At 44.2% G+C, this 13,276-nt stretch carries 14 protein-coding genes; 7 read left to right on the plus strand and 7 right to left on the minus strand.

The genetic code is table 11. The annotated features are described in order from the left end of the window. Positions 1 to 10: 10 nt before the first annotated feature. The 4 genes from Y696_RS04880 to Y696_RS04895 are packed head-to-tail and all read right to left on the minus strand — an operon-like array spanning position 11 to position 4,890. Positions 11 to 1,309, minus strand: coding sequence for an amidohydrolase family protein (locus Y696_RS04880; protein WP_099772147.1), 1,299 nt, complete (start codon positions 1,307 to 1,309; stop codon positions 11 to 13). Beyond that, positions 1,300 to 2,682 carry a dihydroorotase family protein gene (locus tag Y696_RS04885; RefSeq protein WP_099772148.1) on the minus strand — a complete coding sequence of 461 codons (1,383 nt, stop codon included), beginning with the start codon at positions 2,680 to 2,682 and terminating at the stop codon, positions 1,300 to 1,302. Before Y696_RS04885 ends, Y696_RS04880 begins: the two co-directional genes overlap by 10 nt. Next, entirely contained in the window at positions 2,679 to 3,668 is a 990-nt protein-coding gene (locus Y696_RS04890) for an ornithine carbamoyltransferase (RefSeq protein ID WP_006492658.1), read from the minus strand. Before Y696_RS04890 ends, Y696_RS04885 begins: the two co-directional genes overlap by 4 nt. A 16-nt stretch (positions 3,669 to 3,684) precedes the next feature. Beyond that, positions 3,685 to 4,890: a YgeY family selenium metabolism-linked hydrolase gene (locus Y696_RS04895; RefSeq protein ID WP_180274841.1), complete on the minus strand. Its 1,206-nt coding sequence runs from the start codon at positions 4,888 to 4,890 to the stop codon at positions 3,685 to 3,687. Between the two features lie 210 nt (positions 4,891 to 5,100). On the opposite strand from Y696_RS04895, the gene Y696_RS04900 reads away from it, so the two are divergent. After that, positions 5,101 to 6,024: an ABC transporter ATP-binding protein gene (locus Y696_RS04900; protein ID WP_099772150.1), complete on the plus strand. Its 924-nt coding sequence runs from the start codon at positions 5,101 to 5,103 to the stop codon at positions 6,022 to 6,024. Between the two features lie 127 nt (positions 6,025 to 6,151). Here the strand turns inward: Y696_RS04900 and Y696_RS04905 are convergent, their stop codons facing one another. Further along, positions 6,152 to 7,078, minus strand: coding sequence for a glycerophosphodiester phosphodiesterase family protein (locus Y696_RS04905; protein ID WP_099772151.1), 927 nt, complete (start codon positions 7,076 to 7,078; stop codon positions 6,152 to 6,154). A 70-nt stretch (positions 7,079 to 7,148) separates the two neighbouring features. Here Y696_RS04905 and Y696_RS04910 point away from each other — a divergent pair, with 70 nt between their 5' ends. The 5 genes from Y696_RS04910 to Y696_RS04925 all read left to right on the plus strand — a co-directional run bounded on the left by Y696_RS04910 (position 7,149) and on the right by Y696_RS04925 (position 11,630). Beyond that, positions 7,149 to 8,279, plus strand: coding sequence for an MFS transporter (locus Y696_RS04910; RefSeq protein WP_099772152.1), 1,131 nt, complete (start codon positions 7,149 to 7,151; stop codon positions 8,277 to 8,279). 264 nt (positions 8,280 to 8,543) lie between these two features. Beyond that, positions 8,544 to 8,879 carry an extracellular solute-binding protein gene (locus Y696_RS14240; protein WP_257211983.1) on the plus strand — a complete coding sequence of 112 codons (336 nt, stop codon included), beginning with the start codon at positions 8,544 to 8,546 and terminating at the stop codon, positions 8,877 to 8,879. A gap of 8 nt (positions 8,880 to 8,887) precedes the next feature. Then, complete coding sequence (locus Y696_RS04915) at positions 8,888 to 9,838, plus strand: extracellular solute-binding protein (RefSeq protein ID WP_257212008.1); 951 nt, start codon at positions 8,888 to 8,890, stop codon at positions 9,836 to 9,838. A 63-nt stretch (positions 9,839 to 9,901) separates the two neighbouring features. Further along, entirely contained in the window at positions 9,902 to 10,783 is an 882-nt protein-coding gene (locus Y696_RS04920) for a carbohydrate ABC transporter permease (protein WP_099772153.1), read from the plus strand. Between the two features lie 16 nt (positions 10,784 to 10,799). After that, on the plus strand, positions 10,800 to 11,630 hold the full coding sequence (locus tag Y696_RS04925; protein WP_099772154.1) for a carbohydrate ABC transporter permease: 831 nt from the start codon (positions 10,800 to 10,802) through the stop codon (positions 11,628 to 11,630). A 15-nt stretch (positions 11,631 to 11,645) separates the two neighbouring features. On the opposite strand, the gene Y696_RS04930 is transcribed toward Y696_RS04925, so the two are convergent. Further along, positions 11,646 to 12,047, minus strand: coding sequence for an FMN-binding protein (locus Y696_RS04930; protein ID WP_099772296.1), 402 nt, complete (start codon positions 12,045 to 12,047; stop codon positions 11,646 to 11,648). A 52-nt stretch (positions 12,048 to 12,099) separates the two neighbouring features. Further along, positions 12,100 to 12,603 (minus strand): flavodoxin domain-containing protein, encoded by a 504-nt coding sequence (locus Y696_RS04935; RefSeq protein WP_306556636.1) that lies wholly within the window; start codon positions 12,601 to 12,603, stop codon positions 12,100 to 12,102. A gap of 199 nt (positions 12,604 to 12,802) precedes the next feature. Between Y696_RS04935 and rpsF the strand changes: the two genes are divergently transcribed. Further along, positions 12,803 to 13,276: a 30S ribosomal protein S6 gene (gene rpsF / locus Y696_RS04940; protein ID WP_099772156.1), complete on the plus strand. Its 474-nt coding sequence runs from the start codon at positions 12,803 to 12,805 to the stop codon at positions 13,274 to 13,276.

The raw sequence follows: 13,276 nt of genomic DNA on the forward strand, positions 1-13,276 counted from the left end.
AGGCACCTCCTCAGAACCTTTTTTCAAAAGCTTTGTAAAGCTTTCTAGCCTCTTTGTATATCTCATCTTCATTAACTCTTGTGGGTCTTCCTTCCGCCAGCACTCGTTCACCACCTACGAAAGCGTCGCTGACTGCAATGTTTTCGCATATACCAAAAAAGAAATGGTCGAAGAAGTTCTCAACCGTAATTTCAGTCGGGCTCTTATAATCTAGAAGGATGAAGTCTGCGCTGCTCCCTACCCTGATTGTACCAAGATTTACGCCAAAGGTCCTTGTTGCCAGATCGTAGTTTGAGCCAAAAAGCGAACGGCCGATATCACCTGAAGAACTAACTTTCGGATCACGGTAAATGTAATGAGGGCAAAGGATCAAGAACCTAACATCGTGACACAGGTTGAACCCGTACCCGTCATTTCCCAGAAGTATTCTTATGCCTTCATTAGCAAAGTTTCTCCATTCTGGAAAGCCAACGCCATTGTTCACGTTGGATTGACAGTTTACGACGATGTATCCTCTTGAATCTTTGACAAGAGCCCTTTCGGAAGGTGTAGTGTGGATGCAGTGAGCGTAGATCGAGTTTTCCGTCATCAGTCCTGCCCTGTGAAATCTTTCCAGAACTCTCGAGTCATGAACACTAACTGTGTATTCCTGATCTTCAGGCCCCTCCGCGACATGGACATGTATGGGAATCTTTCCTGCTATCCCTCTTGAAGCAAGGGAAAGCGTTTCATTAGATAAAGTGAAGGAGGCATGGAGTCCGAATATGCCCTTTCTGTATGCCGAGCTTTCGCTGCTAAAATCCAAATTCTCCCTTATCCCTTTATCGCGCCGCTCCGTTCCGTCTCTGTCCGAAACCTCGTAAGCTCCACAGTATCTTAGGCCAACCGAATTCACGGAAGAAGCGATACCTCGAAGAGAACCCTCTATTGCATTTGGAGAGGAATTATGGTCAAAGAGAGATGTAACTCCGCTCTTAAGAGATTCTATAGCAGCCACATAGGCGGAGATCTTGAGATCTTCTACTGTCATTGCTCTATCCAGTCTCCACCACAGTTGCTCGAGTAATTTCGTGAAAGACGAAGGGTTGAATGGAGCTACTTTTAACCCTCTTGCGAACGTTGAATATATGTGAGTATGGGCATTAACCAGAGATGGCATGAGCAACTTACCTTCGAAATAGAAGTTTTCGCCGTTATACGCGCTTTCTCCGGTAGCTACCTTGACTATCTTTCCATTTTCTACCCTTACGAATCCCTTTGGAATATAATCTCCATCATTTGTATAAATCGAAACGTTGTTTATCTGCATGCGCCTTTCTCCCAGTAAATGTTCTCTCTTTCAATGAAGCGTCCCGAGGCTTTCGGTAAAAGGATGTCACCGTTCTTAAAGGCGAGTTTCCCTCTGTGAATTACGGTTTCTACGGAACCTCTAAGTTTTATACCCTCAAACAGTGAGTGGTCTGACCGTGTGTACCGTGACCTCGATACAGTGCTTTGCACATCCCTATCGACAATGGCAATATTAGCAATGCTTCCTGGGGCCAGAACTCCCCTCTTTGGAAAGAGGCCGAAAATTCTCGCTGGATTTGTCGAGAGAAGTGAGGAAACCCTTTTGAGATCACCGTCGAGGATCGTGTTGATGGTTGCGAAAGAAATACCCAGCGAGCCAGTACCGTTAGGTATCTTGGGGTAATCGTCTCGATTTTCCCATTTTTCCCTGTTGAGGAACGGGCAATGGTCTGTTCCGATAGAAGATATCTCTCCTTTACGAAGCGCAGATTGAAGAAGAGTGCGCTCTTGATCTGTCCTCGGTGGCGGGCAGTATGTGTTCAGGTATCCTTGATCGGTTTTTAGTGGATCATTATTAAGTAGTAGGTACTGTGGACAGGTTTCAAGTTTTGTGAACCTTCTCCAGTCGAGGCCAAGGGAAGAAAGAGCTTCAACTGTTTTACCGCTTGAAACATGAACGATATAAAGCTGTCCTTCTTCTTCCAGAGAGATTAGCGAAAGCATTGCAACTTCGGAAAGCTCGCTAATAGTCGGCCTAAGAGATGAGATATCTCTGTAAGTTGGCCTGGAGAATTCTTTTTCCCTTTCTCTGATTATCTCATCGTTCTCCGAATGGGCCATCAAAACGAATCCAAGCTTTCTTGAAAGTGAAAGCAGACTGTAAATCATCCCATCGCTCGAACGCCTACCGGAAGAGCTATACGTAGTGAAAACCTTTATCGAAGGCATTTTGGCGGCTATTGACGATCTAGCGATTTCTTCCGCGGAGAAGCTCGGGTTGCCAGCCAAGGTTACGTGAAATGAGTAATCTACTCTGCTGTCCTTAGCTGCTGTCATTCGATCTTTTATAGCAGTTTCAAATTGCGCAAGATCGGAGATTGGATCGAGAAAGTCGATGAGCGTCGTTACTCCACCACTCAGAGCAAGAGCCGATCCAGATTCAAAGTTATCGGCAGAAGTGTATCTTCCAAGAGCCAGCCCTAGATGCACATGGGGATCTATGAATCCGGGAAGCAGGAAGAGACCGGAGCAGTCAATACTTTCTTTTGCCGGCAACTTCTCTTTAATCGAGGAAATCACTCTTATTTCCTCACCCTCAACGTAAACGTTTGCAGGAAAGAGTCCATTCTCCGTGCATACCGTTCCATTTTCAAGGGCAAGGTCGTAAGTCACGATCTTCCACCCATTGTAAGAGCCATGATAGCTTTGGCCGTGTGCAATCTGTTTTCTGCTTCGTCTATGACAACTGACTGTGGGCCGTCTATTACTTCATCCACTACTTCTCTGCCTCTGTCGGCGGGGAGTGCATGCATGTAAATGGCCCTCTTGTTAGCCAGCTTCATTCTCTCTGGAGTGCATATCCAATCTTTGTTTCTTCTCACTTCCGTCATTATTTCCTGGGGATCGTCTGAAACATAGAAACCACCCCATGATTTCGGAATCACAATATCAGCATCTCTGAAGGCTTCATCCATATCGTGAAGTATCTCCAGCCTGGCACCGCTTCCTTCTGCATTCTTCTTCGCCAGGTCAACGATATCCGGCATTAAGTCAAACCCTTCGGGATATGCCAGTTTGACGTCCATTCCGTATCTTGTAAAAAGAAGAATCTGTGACTGGGGAACGGAAAGAGGCTTCAAATGGCTTTCAGCATAAGCCCATGTGATGGCAACTTTCAGTCCGCTAAGATTTGCTCCGAATCTCTCGCGCATTGTCATTATGTCAGCCATGACCTGCATCGGGTGATAGATGTCATCCTGGAGATTCAGGATGGGTACATCTGCATTTTCTGCAAGAGATCGAAGGTAGGAATTCCCGACTTTGAACTTGCAATGTCTTACCGCTATCGCGTGACCGTATCTTGAAAGGATCATCGCGGTATCCCTCGGAACCTCTCCATGTGCCGTCTGCATTGTCGATGGATCTAGATAATGCGCGTGACCGCCAAGCTGTGTAATTCCCGCTTCCATCGAATTTCGAGTTCGCGTAGATTGATCGAAGAACATCAAAAACACGGTTTTGTAAGGAAGCAAAGGTGTGGGGTCATTTGTTGCAAACCTTCTTTTGAGATCAGAAGATAAATCTAACATAAGGTCGATTTCAGTTCTGTCGAAATCTTGTGTGGTAATGAAGTCTTTGCCTCTCAAAATGCTACTCATTATGTTACCTCCTAATCTACTGAGAAAGTCTTAATGGAAGAAGAGCATACATGGCCGCCGCTTTAACTAGATGATCCACAGGGCACTGATCGTCCGGGCTGTGAGCGAAAATCTCATTTGCAGGACCGAATCCGACTGTCGGAATTGCAAAGACACCGGCCGTTGCGATTCCATTTGTGGAGAAAGTCCATTTATCGACAAAGGGCTCTTCTCCAAAGACCTCCCTGTAAGTATTTACTGTCTTCTGAACAATTTCACTACTTTCATCCATTACCCATGTCGGAAAGTACTTTTCGACTGGATAGACAAGTCCAGTGTACGAAGGTCTTTCGTAGAAAAGCTCCAAAATCTCCGCCTCTTCGCCTGAAATTCCTATAGCGTCTTTGAGTTCCTCTATAACCGTCTCTTTGGTTTCGCCTGCTGTCAGTCTCCTGTCAATCTGTATGGTGCATTCGTCAGCGACGGCGTTTTGAGATGGAGACTTGAAGAAGATCTGAGTCACTGCTATCGTTCCCTTTCCGAGGAAGGGGTCATCTCTTAACCTTTCATTCAAACCCTCGATTTGCTGAATGATTCGGCTCATTTTATAAATAGCATTGATTCCTCGTTCGGGAGCGCTAGCGTGACACGAGAGACCTGAAGTTCTAATTTGAAGTTCCATTCTTCCTCTGTGACCTCTATAAATGTTCAGATTTGTCGGTTCAGTAATGACAACATAATCGGGCCTTATTCCGTCCTCTTTAATAATGTATCTCCAGCAGAGGCCGTCACAATCTTCTTCCATTACCGTTCCTGTAATGTAAAGGGTGAAGTCTCCAAGAAGTTCTTCTTCTTTCATGATTTTGGCACCATAGACCATTGCTGCCATTCCAGCTTTCTGGTCTGAAGCTCCTCTCCCGTATATAATTCCGTCAGAAACCAGTCCACCAAAAGGATCTACCTTCCATAACCTTTCGTTCCCAACTTCTACCGTGTCGATATGGGCATCCATGGCGATGATTTTCTTGCCGTTTCCTATCCTTCCTAGAACATTTCCCAGCCCATCAATCTTCACTTCGTCAAAACCGACTTTGTTCATTTCCACTTCGATTCTCTTAACCACCTCTTTTTCGCCGGCAGAGAAGCTTTGGATGCTAACCAGATCGCTAAGAAATCTCGTGAGTTCTTCCCGGTATTCTTCGGCCTTACTAAGAAGATGTCTAGACACTATTTTCACTCCCATACAGATGTATTTTCATAATTATGGCTGTCCGAATGTCATTGAGAAAAACAAAAGGTGAATTGATAGAGCTTTGATAATAGTATAGCTCGACAAGCGCCAGTTCTCAAACATAATAACCAATCTATTAAAGCCTGCTCCAAATATCTTTGAAGGAAAAAACCGTCGGCTTTGCTTAAGGCAAAGATATAATCATTGATGGGAGGTGATCTAATGAGAACTCTCGAAGTAAAGGACCTGCGAAGCAGAATTGGAACTTTTGATTTGGGACCGATAGACCTTTTCGTAGAAAAAGGGGAGACAGTCGGGCTAATTGGGCCTTCAGGCTGCGGTAAGACGCTTCTTTTGAGAACGATTGCGGGACTTCAAGAGCCCTTCTCTGGTACTGTGACTATTAACGGAGAGGATGTCACTTTTCTGGAGCCCCATCTCCGGGGACTCGCATTCGTGTTTCAGGAAAACGCACTGTTTCCGCACATGGACACACACAACAACATTGCCTTTCCGCTCTTGATTTCGAGAGACAAGGAAGCCGACGTTAAAGTCGCTAAGAGAGCCAAAGAACTAGATGGCCTCTCCGATTATCTTGACCGTTGGCCAAAAGAATTACCTGCAGGTATGAAAAAACTCACAGCATTTGCGAGAGAGACGGTGAAGAAATTCAATATTATTATGCTTGATGAGCCTTTTGAAAGACTCGACAAGAAGATCAGAACTGAACTGAGATCCACAATGAAACGTTTGTTGATGGCACTGGGGGAGTCGGTTTTAATTGTTTTGAACGATCCCGAAGATGCGTTGGCAGTCGCAGATATAGTATATGTGATGGACAACGGAAATGTAGTTCAGCAAGGGCCACCAAGAGAGGTTTATGATGAACCGAACTCGCTCTTTGTTATGGAACTCTTCTCTACAATGGGTATCAACAGAGTGGGTGACAATGTATTCAGGCCTGAGGATGTTATTTTGTCAGAGTTCGGTGAGGAGTTCATACCGGAACACTGTGGCCCCTACGATTCAAAGCGCATTATATGTAACGGCAGAATACGGGGTGAGTATGTGACCTTGTTGCTTCCTCTTGAGTGTCGAGATATGGACTCGATTACACTTGAAATTACGAAATCATTTGATCTGTAAACGCAGAGTGTTGCTTTGCCTTTGTTCACTATAGTCAGGGCTAATATCCTTTGAAATGTTGTATAATCAGTATTGGTGATGTGTAAAACGTTTTTATGAGAGGCCTTTCTCAAGGAGAAAGGCTTTTCTATTGGTTTGAAACAACTTCTAAAAGCCTGTCTGGATAATCGGTTATGATTCCGTCAACACCAAGGCCGATCAATCTCTTCATTTCATCCCGTTCATTTACTGTCCAGGGAATGATTTTCATTCCAGATTGATGAGCGCTCTTCACCCAACCATCACTCATTAAGTTATAGTTGGGAGAAATAATATTACATCCAGTGGTGGCAAGCATCTTTCCAATATCAAACCCGAAGTTCTTCAATCTCAAACCTGCTGTCCAGACAGTTTTGTCAAGGTTTGTGCTCGATACAAGTGCGGCGGTCTCAACAGAAGGTTGAAGCTCCTTGGAGATCTTCAGTGCTTCCCAGTTAAAGGACTGTATTGTACATAGTCGTTCGAACCCTTTTTCGTAGACTATCTCAAGAACTTTCCGAACATGTTCCGTTAGATCTATTGTGTCTTCGGGCCTCTGAGGGTAGTGCTTTATTTCAATATTTACTTTTATTTGTTTTGCGTGACTGTTGTTATGCACTTTTATCAGAGAAAGTACTTCCTCAAGGGATGGAATTCTTTCTCCATCCAGTTGCTTTTGTTGAGGCCATTTGTCGGGTTCTCTGATACTACCAACGTCGAATCCTTTTAGCTGCTCAAAGGTCAGATTCTTGATAAGAACAGATTCGCTGATGAACTGCCCGTCCTTTCTAGTACGTTCAGGGTTTAGGTACGGGTCGTGATTGATAACTACGACGCCATCTCTCGTTACCACAGTGTCTAGCTCGATTGTGTCCACGCCCAGTTCCATAGCAAAATTGAAAGCTGCCAGTGTGTTCTCCGGCATAAGTCCTCTACAGCCGCGATGACCCTGAACATCAAAATTGCCGGTTGAAGAAAATGCTGTGGAGACGGCAAGGAAAACAGTAATCAAAAGAATTCTTGTAATAATCTTCATAATCACACTCCAGTTAACAGTTTTGAATTATTGGTTGTATAATCTACTAGTCATTCGGAAGGAGATCGCATTGAACCTAGGTATTCTCTTCTTTGAAGCCTTGATTTACTCGAGTTTGGCCACAAAAAACCTTCTCAGCCAATACTTTGATATTTCCGGTTTTTCTCCAACGAAAATCGGCATCCTTATGGCGGTGCTGCCCGTCGTCTCTCTGGTCTCGAGTCCGTTATGGTTTAAACTCAGCGGTAAATTCGGTTATGACAAAATATATTATATTGTATCTCTTTCGTCAGTATTGTTAATATGGCCGATATTCGTTATCAAGAGTTTCACGACTACTTTATTTATGATGATCTTGCTATCATTCTTTTTCTCTGCTGTAGTTCCGCTAGGAGACTCGATAATCATTAATAAGTTGAAGAGTTCTGGTGGTCGGTTCGATCGCGTAAGACTTTTCGGGACCATTGGTTTTGCGATTACCTCACTAGCCTTGAGCAGATTAGTGGGTCTTAGTTTTTTCTGGTTGTTTGCAGCATCGGCATCAGTGCTTGCTATCTCTTCTCTCTTTATTAGTCCAAAAACGGATGATTTGGAAACGGCAGATCAGCAGCACCCTTCAGGTACAGGCTCAACTTTTCAACTCACGATGATGACTGTTGGGATGTTCGTCGGTGTTACGTTGAATTCCTTTCATAACACCTTTATTGCTGTCTATGCCAGGGAAAATGGTATGGATTCGTCCGTTGTCGGGACGGTCTTTGCCATTACCGCGTTTTCAGAAATACCCTTCCTTCTTTTTGCCGATAGAATAATCGAGAAGATTGGAAACATGAAGATTCTGCTGTTCGGAATGATCGTAATGGGGGTGAGGACGATTCTCATATCTTATGCAACAAATGAAGTTTTGCTCTATCTTGTCGAGTTTTCACACGGCTTGACGTATATTCTCATGTACTACTCCCTGTATCATTTCATACACTACGAGCTTTCCGGTAAGAGCCTTGTGAAGGCCGAAAGTCTTTTCTGGGTTGTGAGATCGGGGATGACTTTCATAGTGGGATCGATCGGAGGAGGAATTGTCATTGACTTGTTGTCAGTTACCTTTGCTTTCAGGTTTTTCGGATTCGTCGGAGTTGTCTCGTCTGTAGTAATGATTATTTTCTACATAGTAATAAGCAGGCGGAAAAATGTGTTGATTTGAGCTTCTTTTAACATTCGTTTTGAAGCTCATCAAAAATGTCAGCTCTGTCAAATCTCCTACTCAATAGTGATATTGAAACTGCAACACGAAAAATAGACATTCAATTATTTCTTCCGATTCGGGCAGAAACAACTGTCTTTCCAGTTCTAGAAGCCAATAGTCGGACATGGTCAGCTCATAACAAGCTTACTATGGACCTGAGCACGGTGCTATAATTTGAGCGGACGTTCCACCGTTTTCAATTTTTGAAAAGGGAGGGGTATTATGAAAAAGTTTCTTGTGTTAGTTCTTCTGTGTCTATCGATCTTTGCTTTCGGAAAAACCACGATCAACTTCTGGCACGCTATGAGTGGTAGCAGACTGGGAGCGGTCGAAGCAATTGTCGAAGGTTTCAATGCCGAAAATCCCGACATTGAAGTGGTGGCTCAGTTCACAGGTTCATACGCAGAGACACTTACCAAGGCCATAGCTTCGTATCGAGCGGGAGATCAACCTCACATTGTCCAGGTCTACGAAGTGGGCCTTCAGACTATGCTGGACAGTGGCGCGATCAAACCGGTCTTTGAGCTCTCTGCCCGGACTATGATTGGGGAGACGTAATTGGACCAATTCTTGACTATTACACTGTTGGTGATCGACTTTACTCTATGCCCTTCAATTCTTCAAGCGCGATCCTCTATTACAACAAGGATATCTTCAGAGCCGCAGGACTTGATCCAAACGAACCTCCTTCTACTTTTGAAGAGGTCTACGAGATGGGAAAAAAGATTGTCGAATCGGGAGCTGCTCAGGGAGGAATATCTTTCGGCTGGCCAGCATGGGTATTCGAGCAGATGCATTCCGTTCACGGACAGTTCTACGCAAACAACGAAAACGGTAGAGCGGCCAAAGCAACTGAGGTATTTTTCAATGATGATTTTGGTGTCAAGGTTCTTGCAGAATGGATCAAATGGGCTCAGGCGAAGGTATTTCTTTATGGGGGCCGGGAGTATGACGCCAATCAGGCCTTCCTGAGCAAGCAGGTTGCAATGTTGATTCAGTCGACTTCGTCTGTGAGTTCGATCGAGTCAAAGGCCGATTTTGAAATGGGTACCACATTCCTTCCATCAATTCCAGGTTATCCGAAAGGGAATTCCGTCATCGGTGGTGCTACTCTTTGGGTGATGAAGGGTCATACAGATGCTGAATACGAAGCGATCTGGAAATTCTTCCAGTACCTCATGAGAACAGAAGTTACCGCAGAGTGGCATAAATCTACCGGCTATTTCCCGGCAACAAACAGCGCAGTAAAGAAACTCATGGATCAAGGCTGGTTCTCTGAAAATCCAAATCACCTTACCGCCTTTCTTCAGATACTTTCTGGAACCAGAATTCCAGAAGCACAGGGAGTAAGGCTAGGAAATTTCGTTGCAATAAGAGACATTGTCGACGGTGCTATCGAAAACGCAATTCAGTACACGGGAACTGATTACGAGGGAGAGGCAAAGAGGATTCTTGATGACGCTGCAGAAAAAGCGAACACTGTTCTTGAAGAATACACATTGATTTACGGTAAGTGAAGATTAAGATCCCCTGACAGATTTGTCAGGGGATCTTTAGTATTTTCCGGATGGTGATTAAGCATGAACAGTCGTTTCCCCAACAAGCTATTGCCGTACTTGTTACTTCTACCTTCGGTAGTCGTGGTAATTGTTTTCTTGATTATCCCTACTATTCAGTCTCTTTACTTGAGTTTTTTCAGAGTTTCCCCATTTGGAGACAGGCTAATCTTCGTGGGTTGGTACAATTTCACGAAATTGTTCAAGTCTTCCGACTATGTTGACAGTCTGATGATTACCCTTGTCTTCGCGGTCTTCGTAGTGATAATTGGTTTGACTGTGGGAATGCTCCTTTCAGTACTTCTAAACCAGAAACTAAGGGGACTACAGTTCTACAGAACCCTTTTTATTTGGACGTACGCTATTTCGCCGGCCATTGCGGGAACGATTTGGGCACTGATGTTCAGTCCTTCGAGCGGGCCGGTAACGTATCTACTAAAGACGTTTTTTGGAGCCGAAGTCAACTGGATGATGGACGGAAGAGTCGCTCTGATTGCAGTAATTATCGCTGCCTCCTGGAAAATGCTTGGCTACAACATTATATTCTTCTTGTCGGGTCTTCAGACAATTCCTCAAGAGCTTACTGAAGCAGCTGCGATAGATGGCGCATCCAGCGTACGTAGATTTTTCAGAATTACGTTACCTTTGCTGTCCCCGACAACTTTTTTTCTCCTGATTATGAATACACTTTACGCATTCTTCCAGGTCTTTGGGCTGATAGACATAATGACTAAAGGAGGGCCCGGCGATGCTACACAGGTTCTAGTTTATAAGCTGTACAGAGATGGTTTCATTAACCTGGATACGGGCTTTGCTTCTGCTCAATCGATAGTTCTCTTTGTTTTTGTGGCGATTTTGACCGTTTTGCAGTTCAGATTTGCTGAGCGCAAGGTCTTCTATGGATGATGGTGGGGTGGACTAGATGAAGCAAAGAAAGTCTTCAGTATTCCTGAGCTACCTAATATTGACAGTAGCAATAGTAGCAATAATGTTTCCAATATACTATGCGTTCACCATGAGCACTTTCAATGATAAGGAAGCCTACTCGTTCCCCCCGAAGTTTCTTCCCAGCGTTCATGCTTTCGATAACTATGTTAAAGCGTGGAAAACAGTCAACATGGGGAGGTTAATATTTAACAGCGCCTTTATTGCAGTCACTGTGGCGCTTGCCAAGATCTTTCTTTCTATGCTTGCAGCTTTCGCTTTCACGTATTTCGGCAACTTCAGGGGCAAGTTCTTTTTCTTCGCAGTCATACTCATAACACACATGCTGCCGCTACCAATCAGAATCGTGCCTACTTATGAGCTTATGAGGACATTTGGCTGGGTTGACACTTATTGGGCTTTAACGATCCCCTTCTTTGCAAGTGCGACAGGAACGCTTCTTTTCAGGCAGCTGTTCATGACGGTTCCTTCTTCTCTTTCCGACGCAGCCAGAATTGACGGGGCGGGACCAATGAGATTCTTGTTCAGCGTATTGATTCCACTATCGAAGACGAACGTCGGAGCACTTTTTCTCATTGAGTTCACCTATATGTGGAATGAATACTTATGGCCGATGATCGTTACCAACAGCAATAATATGCGTGTAGTTCAGATAGGAATTAAAATGCTTTTGGCTAGCGAAGCGCAAGCTGCAGAATGGAACATAATAATGGCGGGAGCGATAATCGCAATGATACCCCCTCTAATTATGTTGCTACTCTTCCAGAGGACCTTCATGGAAGGATTCAGCCTAAAAGACGAGAAGTAGAAGTTTATAAACATTCTACCTGTTGATAGCGTTTTCAATCGCTTTCAGAATCACTTTGCTGCTGTAGGTAGCACCTGAAACTACATCGATCTGAACCGACTGTTTTTCTACAACCGAGTTAGTGATCGATTCTGCAGCCTTCCCTCGACCGTGGTTATGCTTAACTATCTCTACTGACCTGACTTCATGTCCGGAAACCTCTACTCTCACAGATGCGTTTACGATTCCCGCTTCAAAACTGCCCTCGTAGATTCCATCTTTCAATGTAGATAGATTTAGCTGCTCGAATTCAAGATTGTCTAGTCCCTTTAGATCTGCTTCTAGTTTTGAAACGACAAAGACCACCATTATTACTATCAAGGAACCAACAACAATTCCTACTACCAAAAGTATTCTGATCAATATCCTACGCTTCATCTCTTCCCCCTGAAACTGAATTCTTTCGATATCCCTAAAAGAAATCCGATTCCTAGTTCTCAAACTCCTTCACAAATTTCTCAATATTGCTTGAAACGACATGAGGCTGAGGTTTGCCTTTGGAAGCGGTTCTTACCATCATCCTTGAAAGAAAGCCCAGTCTCTCAAGGTCAAACTCTCCCCCGAAAAAGCCCTTTGCTTTGCAGTTATTTAGAAAACTCTCGGGAAAGTTTTGAGAAAGGTACTCGCTGAAGTTTTCTTCTCCAGACCCCATGCACAAAAAGACGCCTAACCGTTTCTTTGTTAGTGTGGAAAGATTTCTCTGAACGAATTCGGAGATAGTCCCTTGAACCTTACCTATTCTTATTGAGGCTCCGACAATTACGGCATCGAATTTCGTGAGGTCTGGGCTTGGGTTTTTCTTAATGTCGATAATCGTCTTTTCACCTGAAAGCTTTTCTGAGAGAATCTTGGAACACTTCTCGGACGTACCGCTTCTAGTTGCATATACTATTGCCGTGATAAAGACTCCTCCCTTCTCGATAGTGCGGTCCAGCTTTCTTTTTAGTTTACATTATTTGCAGCTATAGAGATTACACATGTGAAAAGGAAGCATTTGCGATCCGTTTCCGAGGAGGAATGAATTGTTAGACAGCGCGCTCTTGAAGAATTCTCGCATTGTGTTATAATTCTATGCGTTGAAATCCCGCTTTGCTTAAGAAGGCAAGGCCACAGTCCAAGGGAGGAGGAAGTTAATGCAGAGGATTTACGAAACGATGTTCATTGTCTCTCCGAAGCTTGATGAAGAGAATCGTAATGCGACGGCTGAGAAGGTGAGAGACTACATTGTCGAACGAGTCGGAGGAACAGTTGAGAAGTTCGACAGATGGGGTATGAGGAAACTCGCTTACAGAGTTTCAAAGGGTTTCAGTGAAGGTGATTACACAGTTATCCAGTTCAAAGCCGATTCCGAATCAGTAGACACGCTTGAGAGGTTCTACGGGGTTACGCCTGAGGTTTTCAGATGGCAGACGTTCAGAAGAGAGGACCTTGAAAAGGCTGAGAAGAAAGCGCTCTTGAAGCAGGAAGAGGCAGTCGATGAAACTCAAGTCCCAGACGAAAATCTTGACGATGAAGTAGTTCCCGAGAATTCTGAAGAAACTGCTACTGATGGAGCAGTCGATGTAGAATCTGAAAAGACAGAAGAAGTAAAGCAGACGGAGGATTAA

The sequence above is a fragment of the Mesotoga sp. H07pep.5.4 genome, assembly GCF_003664935.1.
GTDB lineage: Bacteria > Thermotogota > Thermotogae > Petrotogales > Kosmotogaceae > Mesotoga > Mesotoga prima.

What these genes read in the sequence shown, in the direction of transcription:
- Y696_RS04890 (WP_006492658.1), bottom strand. Translation starts at nt 3,668, where the DNA reads ATGAGTAGCATTTTGAGAGGCAAAGACTTCATTACCACACAAGATTTC.
- Y696_RS04925 (WP_099772154.1), top strand. Translation starts at nt 10,800, where the DNA reads ATGAAGCAAAGAAAGTCTTCAGTATTCCTGAGCTACCTAATATTGACA.
- Y696_RS04920 (WP_099772153.1), top strand. Translation starts at nt 9,902, where the DNA reads ATGAACAGTCGTTTCCCCAACAAGCTATTGCCGTACTTGTTACTTCTA.
- Y696_RS04900 (WP_099772150.1), top strand. Translation starts at nt 5,101, where the DNA reads ATGAGAACTCTCGAAGTAAAGGACCTGCGAAGCAGAATTGGAACTTTT.
- Y696_RS04905 (WP_099772151.1), bottom strand. Translation starts at nt 7,078, where the DNA reads ATGAAGATTATTACAAGAATTCTTTTGATTACTGTTTTCCTTGCCGTC.
- Y696_RS04930 (WP_099772296.1), bottom strand. Translation starts at nt 12,047, where the DNA reads ATGAAGCGTAGGATATTGATCAGAATACTTTTGGTAGTAGGAATTGTT.
- Y696_RS04895 (WP_180274841.1), bottom strand. Translation starts at nt 4,890, where the DNA reads ATGGGAGTGAAAATAGTGTCTAGACATCTTCTTAGTAAGGCCGAAGAA.
- rpsF (WP_099772156.1), top strand. Translation starts at nt 12,803, where the DNA reads ATGCAGAGGATTTACGAAACGATGTTCATTGTCTCTCCGAAGCTTGAT.
- Y696_RS14240 (WP_257211983.1), top strand. Translation starts at nt 8,544, where the DNA reads ATGAAAAAGTTTCTTGTGTTAGTTCTTCTGTGTCTATCGATCTTTGCT.
- Y696_RS04880 (WP_099772147.1), bottom strand. Translation starts at nt 1,309, where the DNA reads ATGCAGATAAACAACGTTTCGATTTATACAAATGATGGAGATTATATT.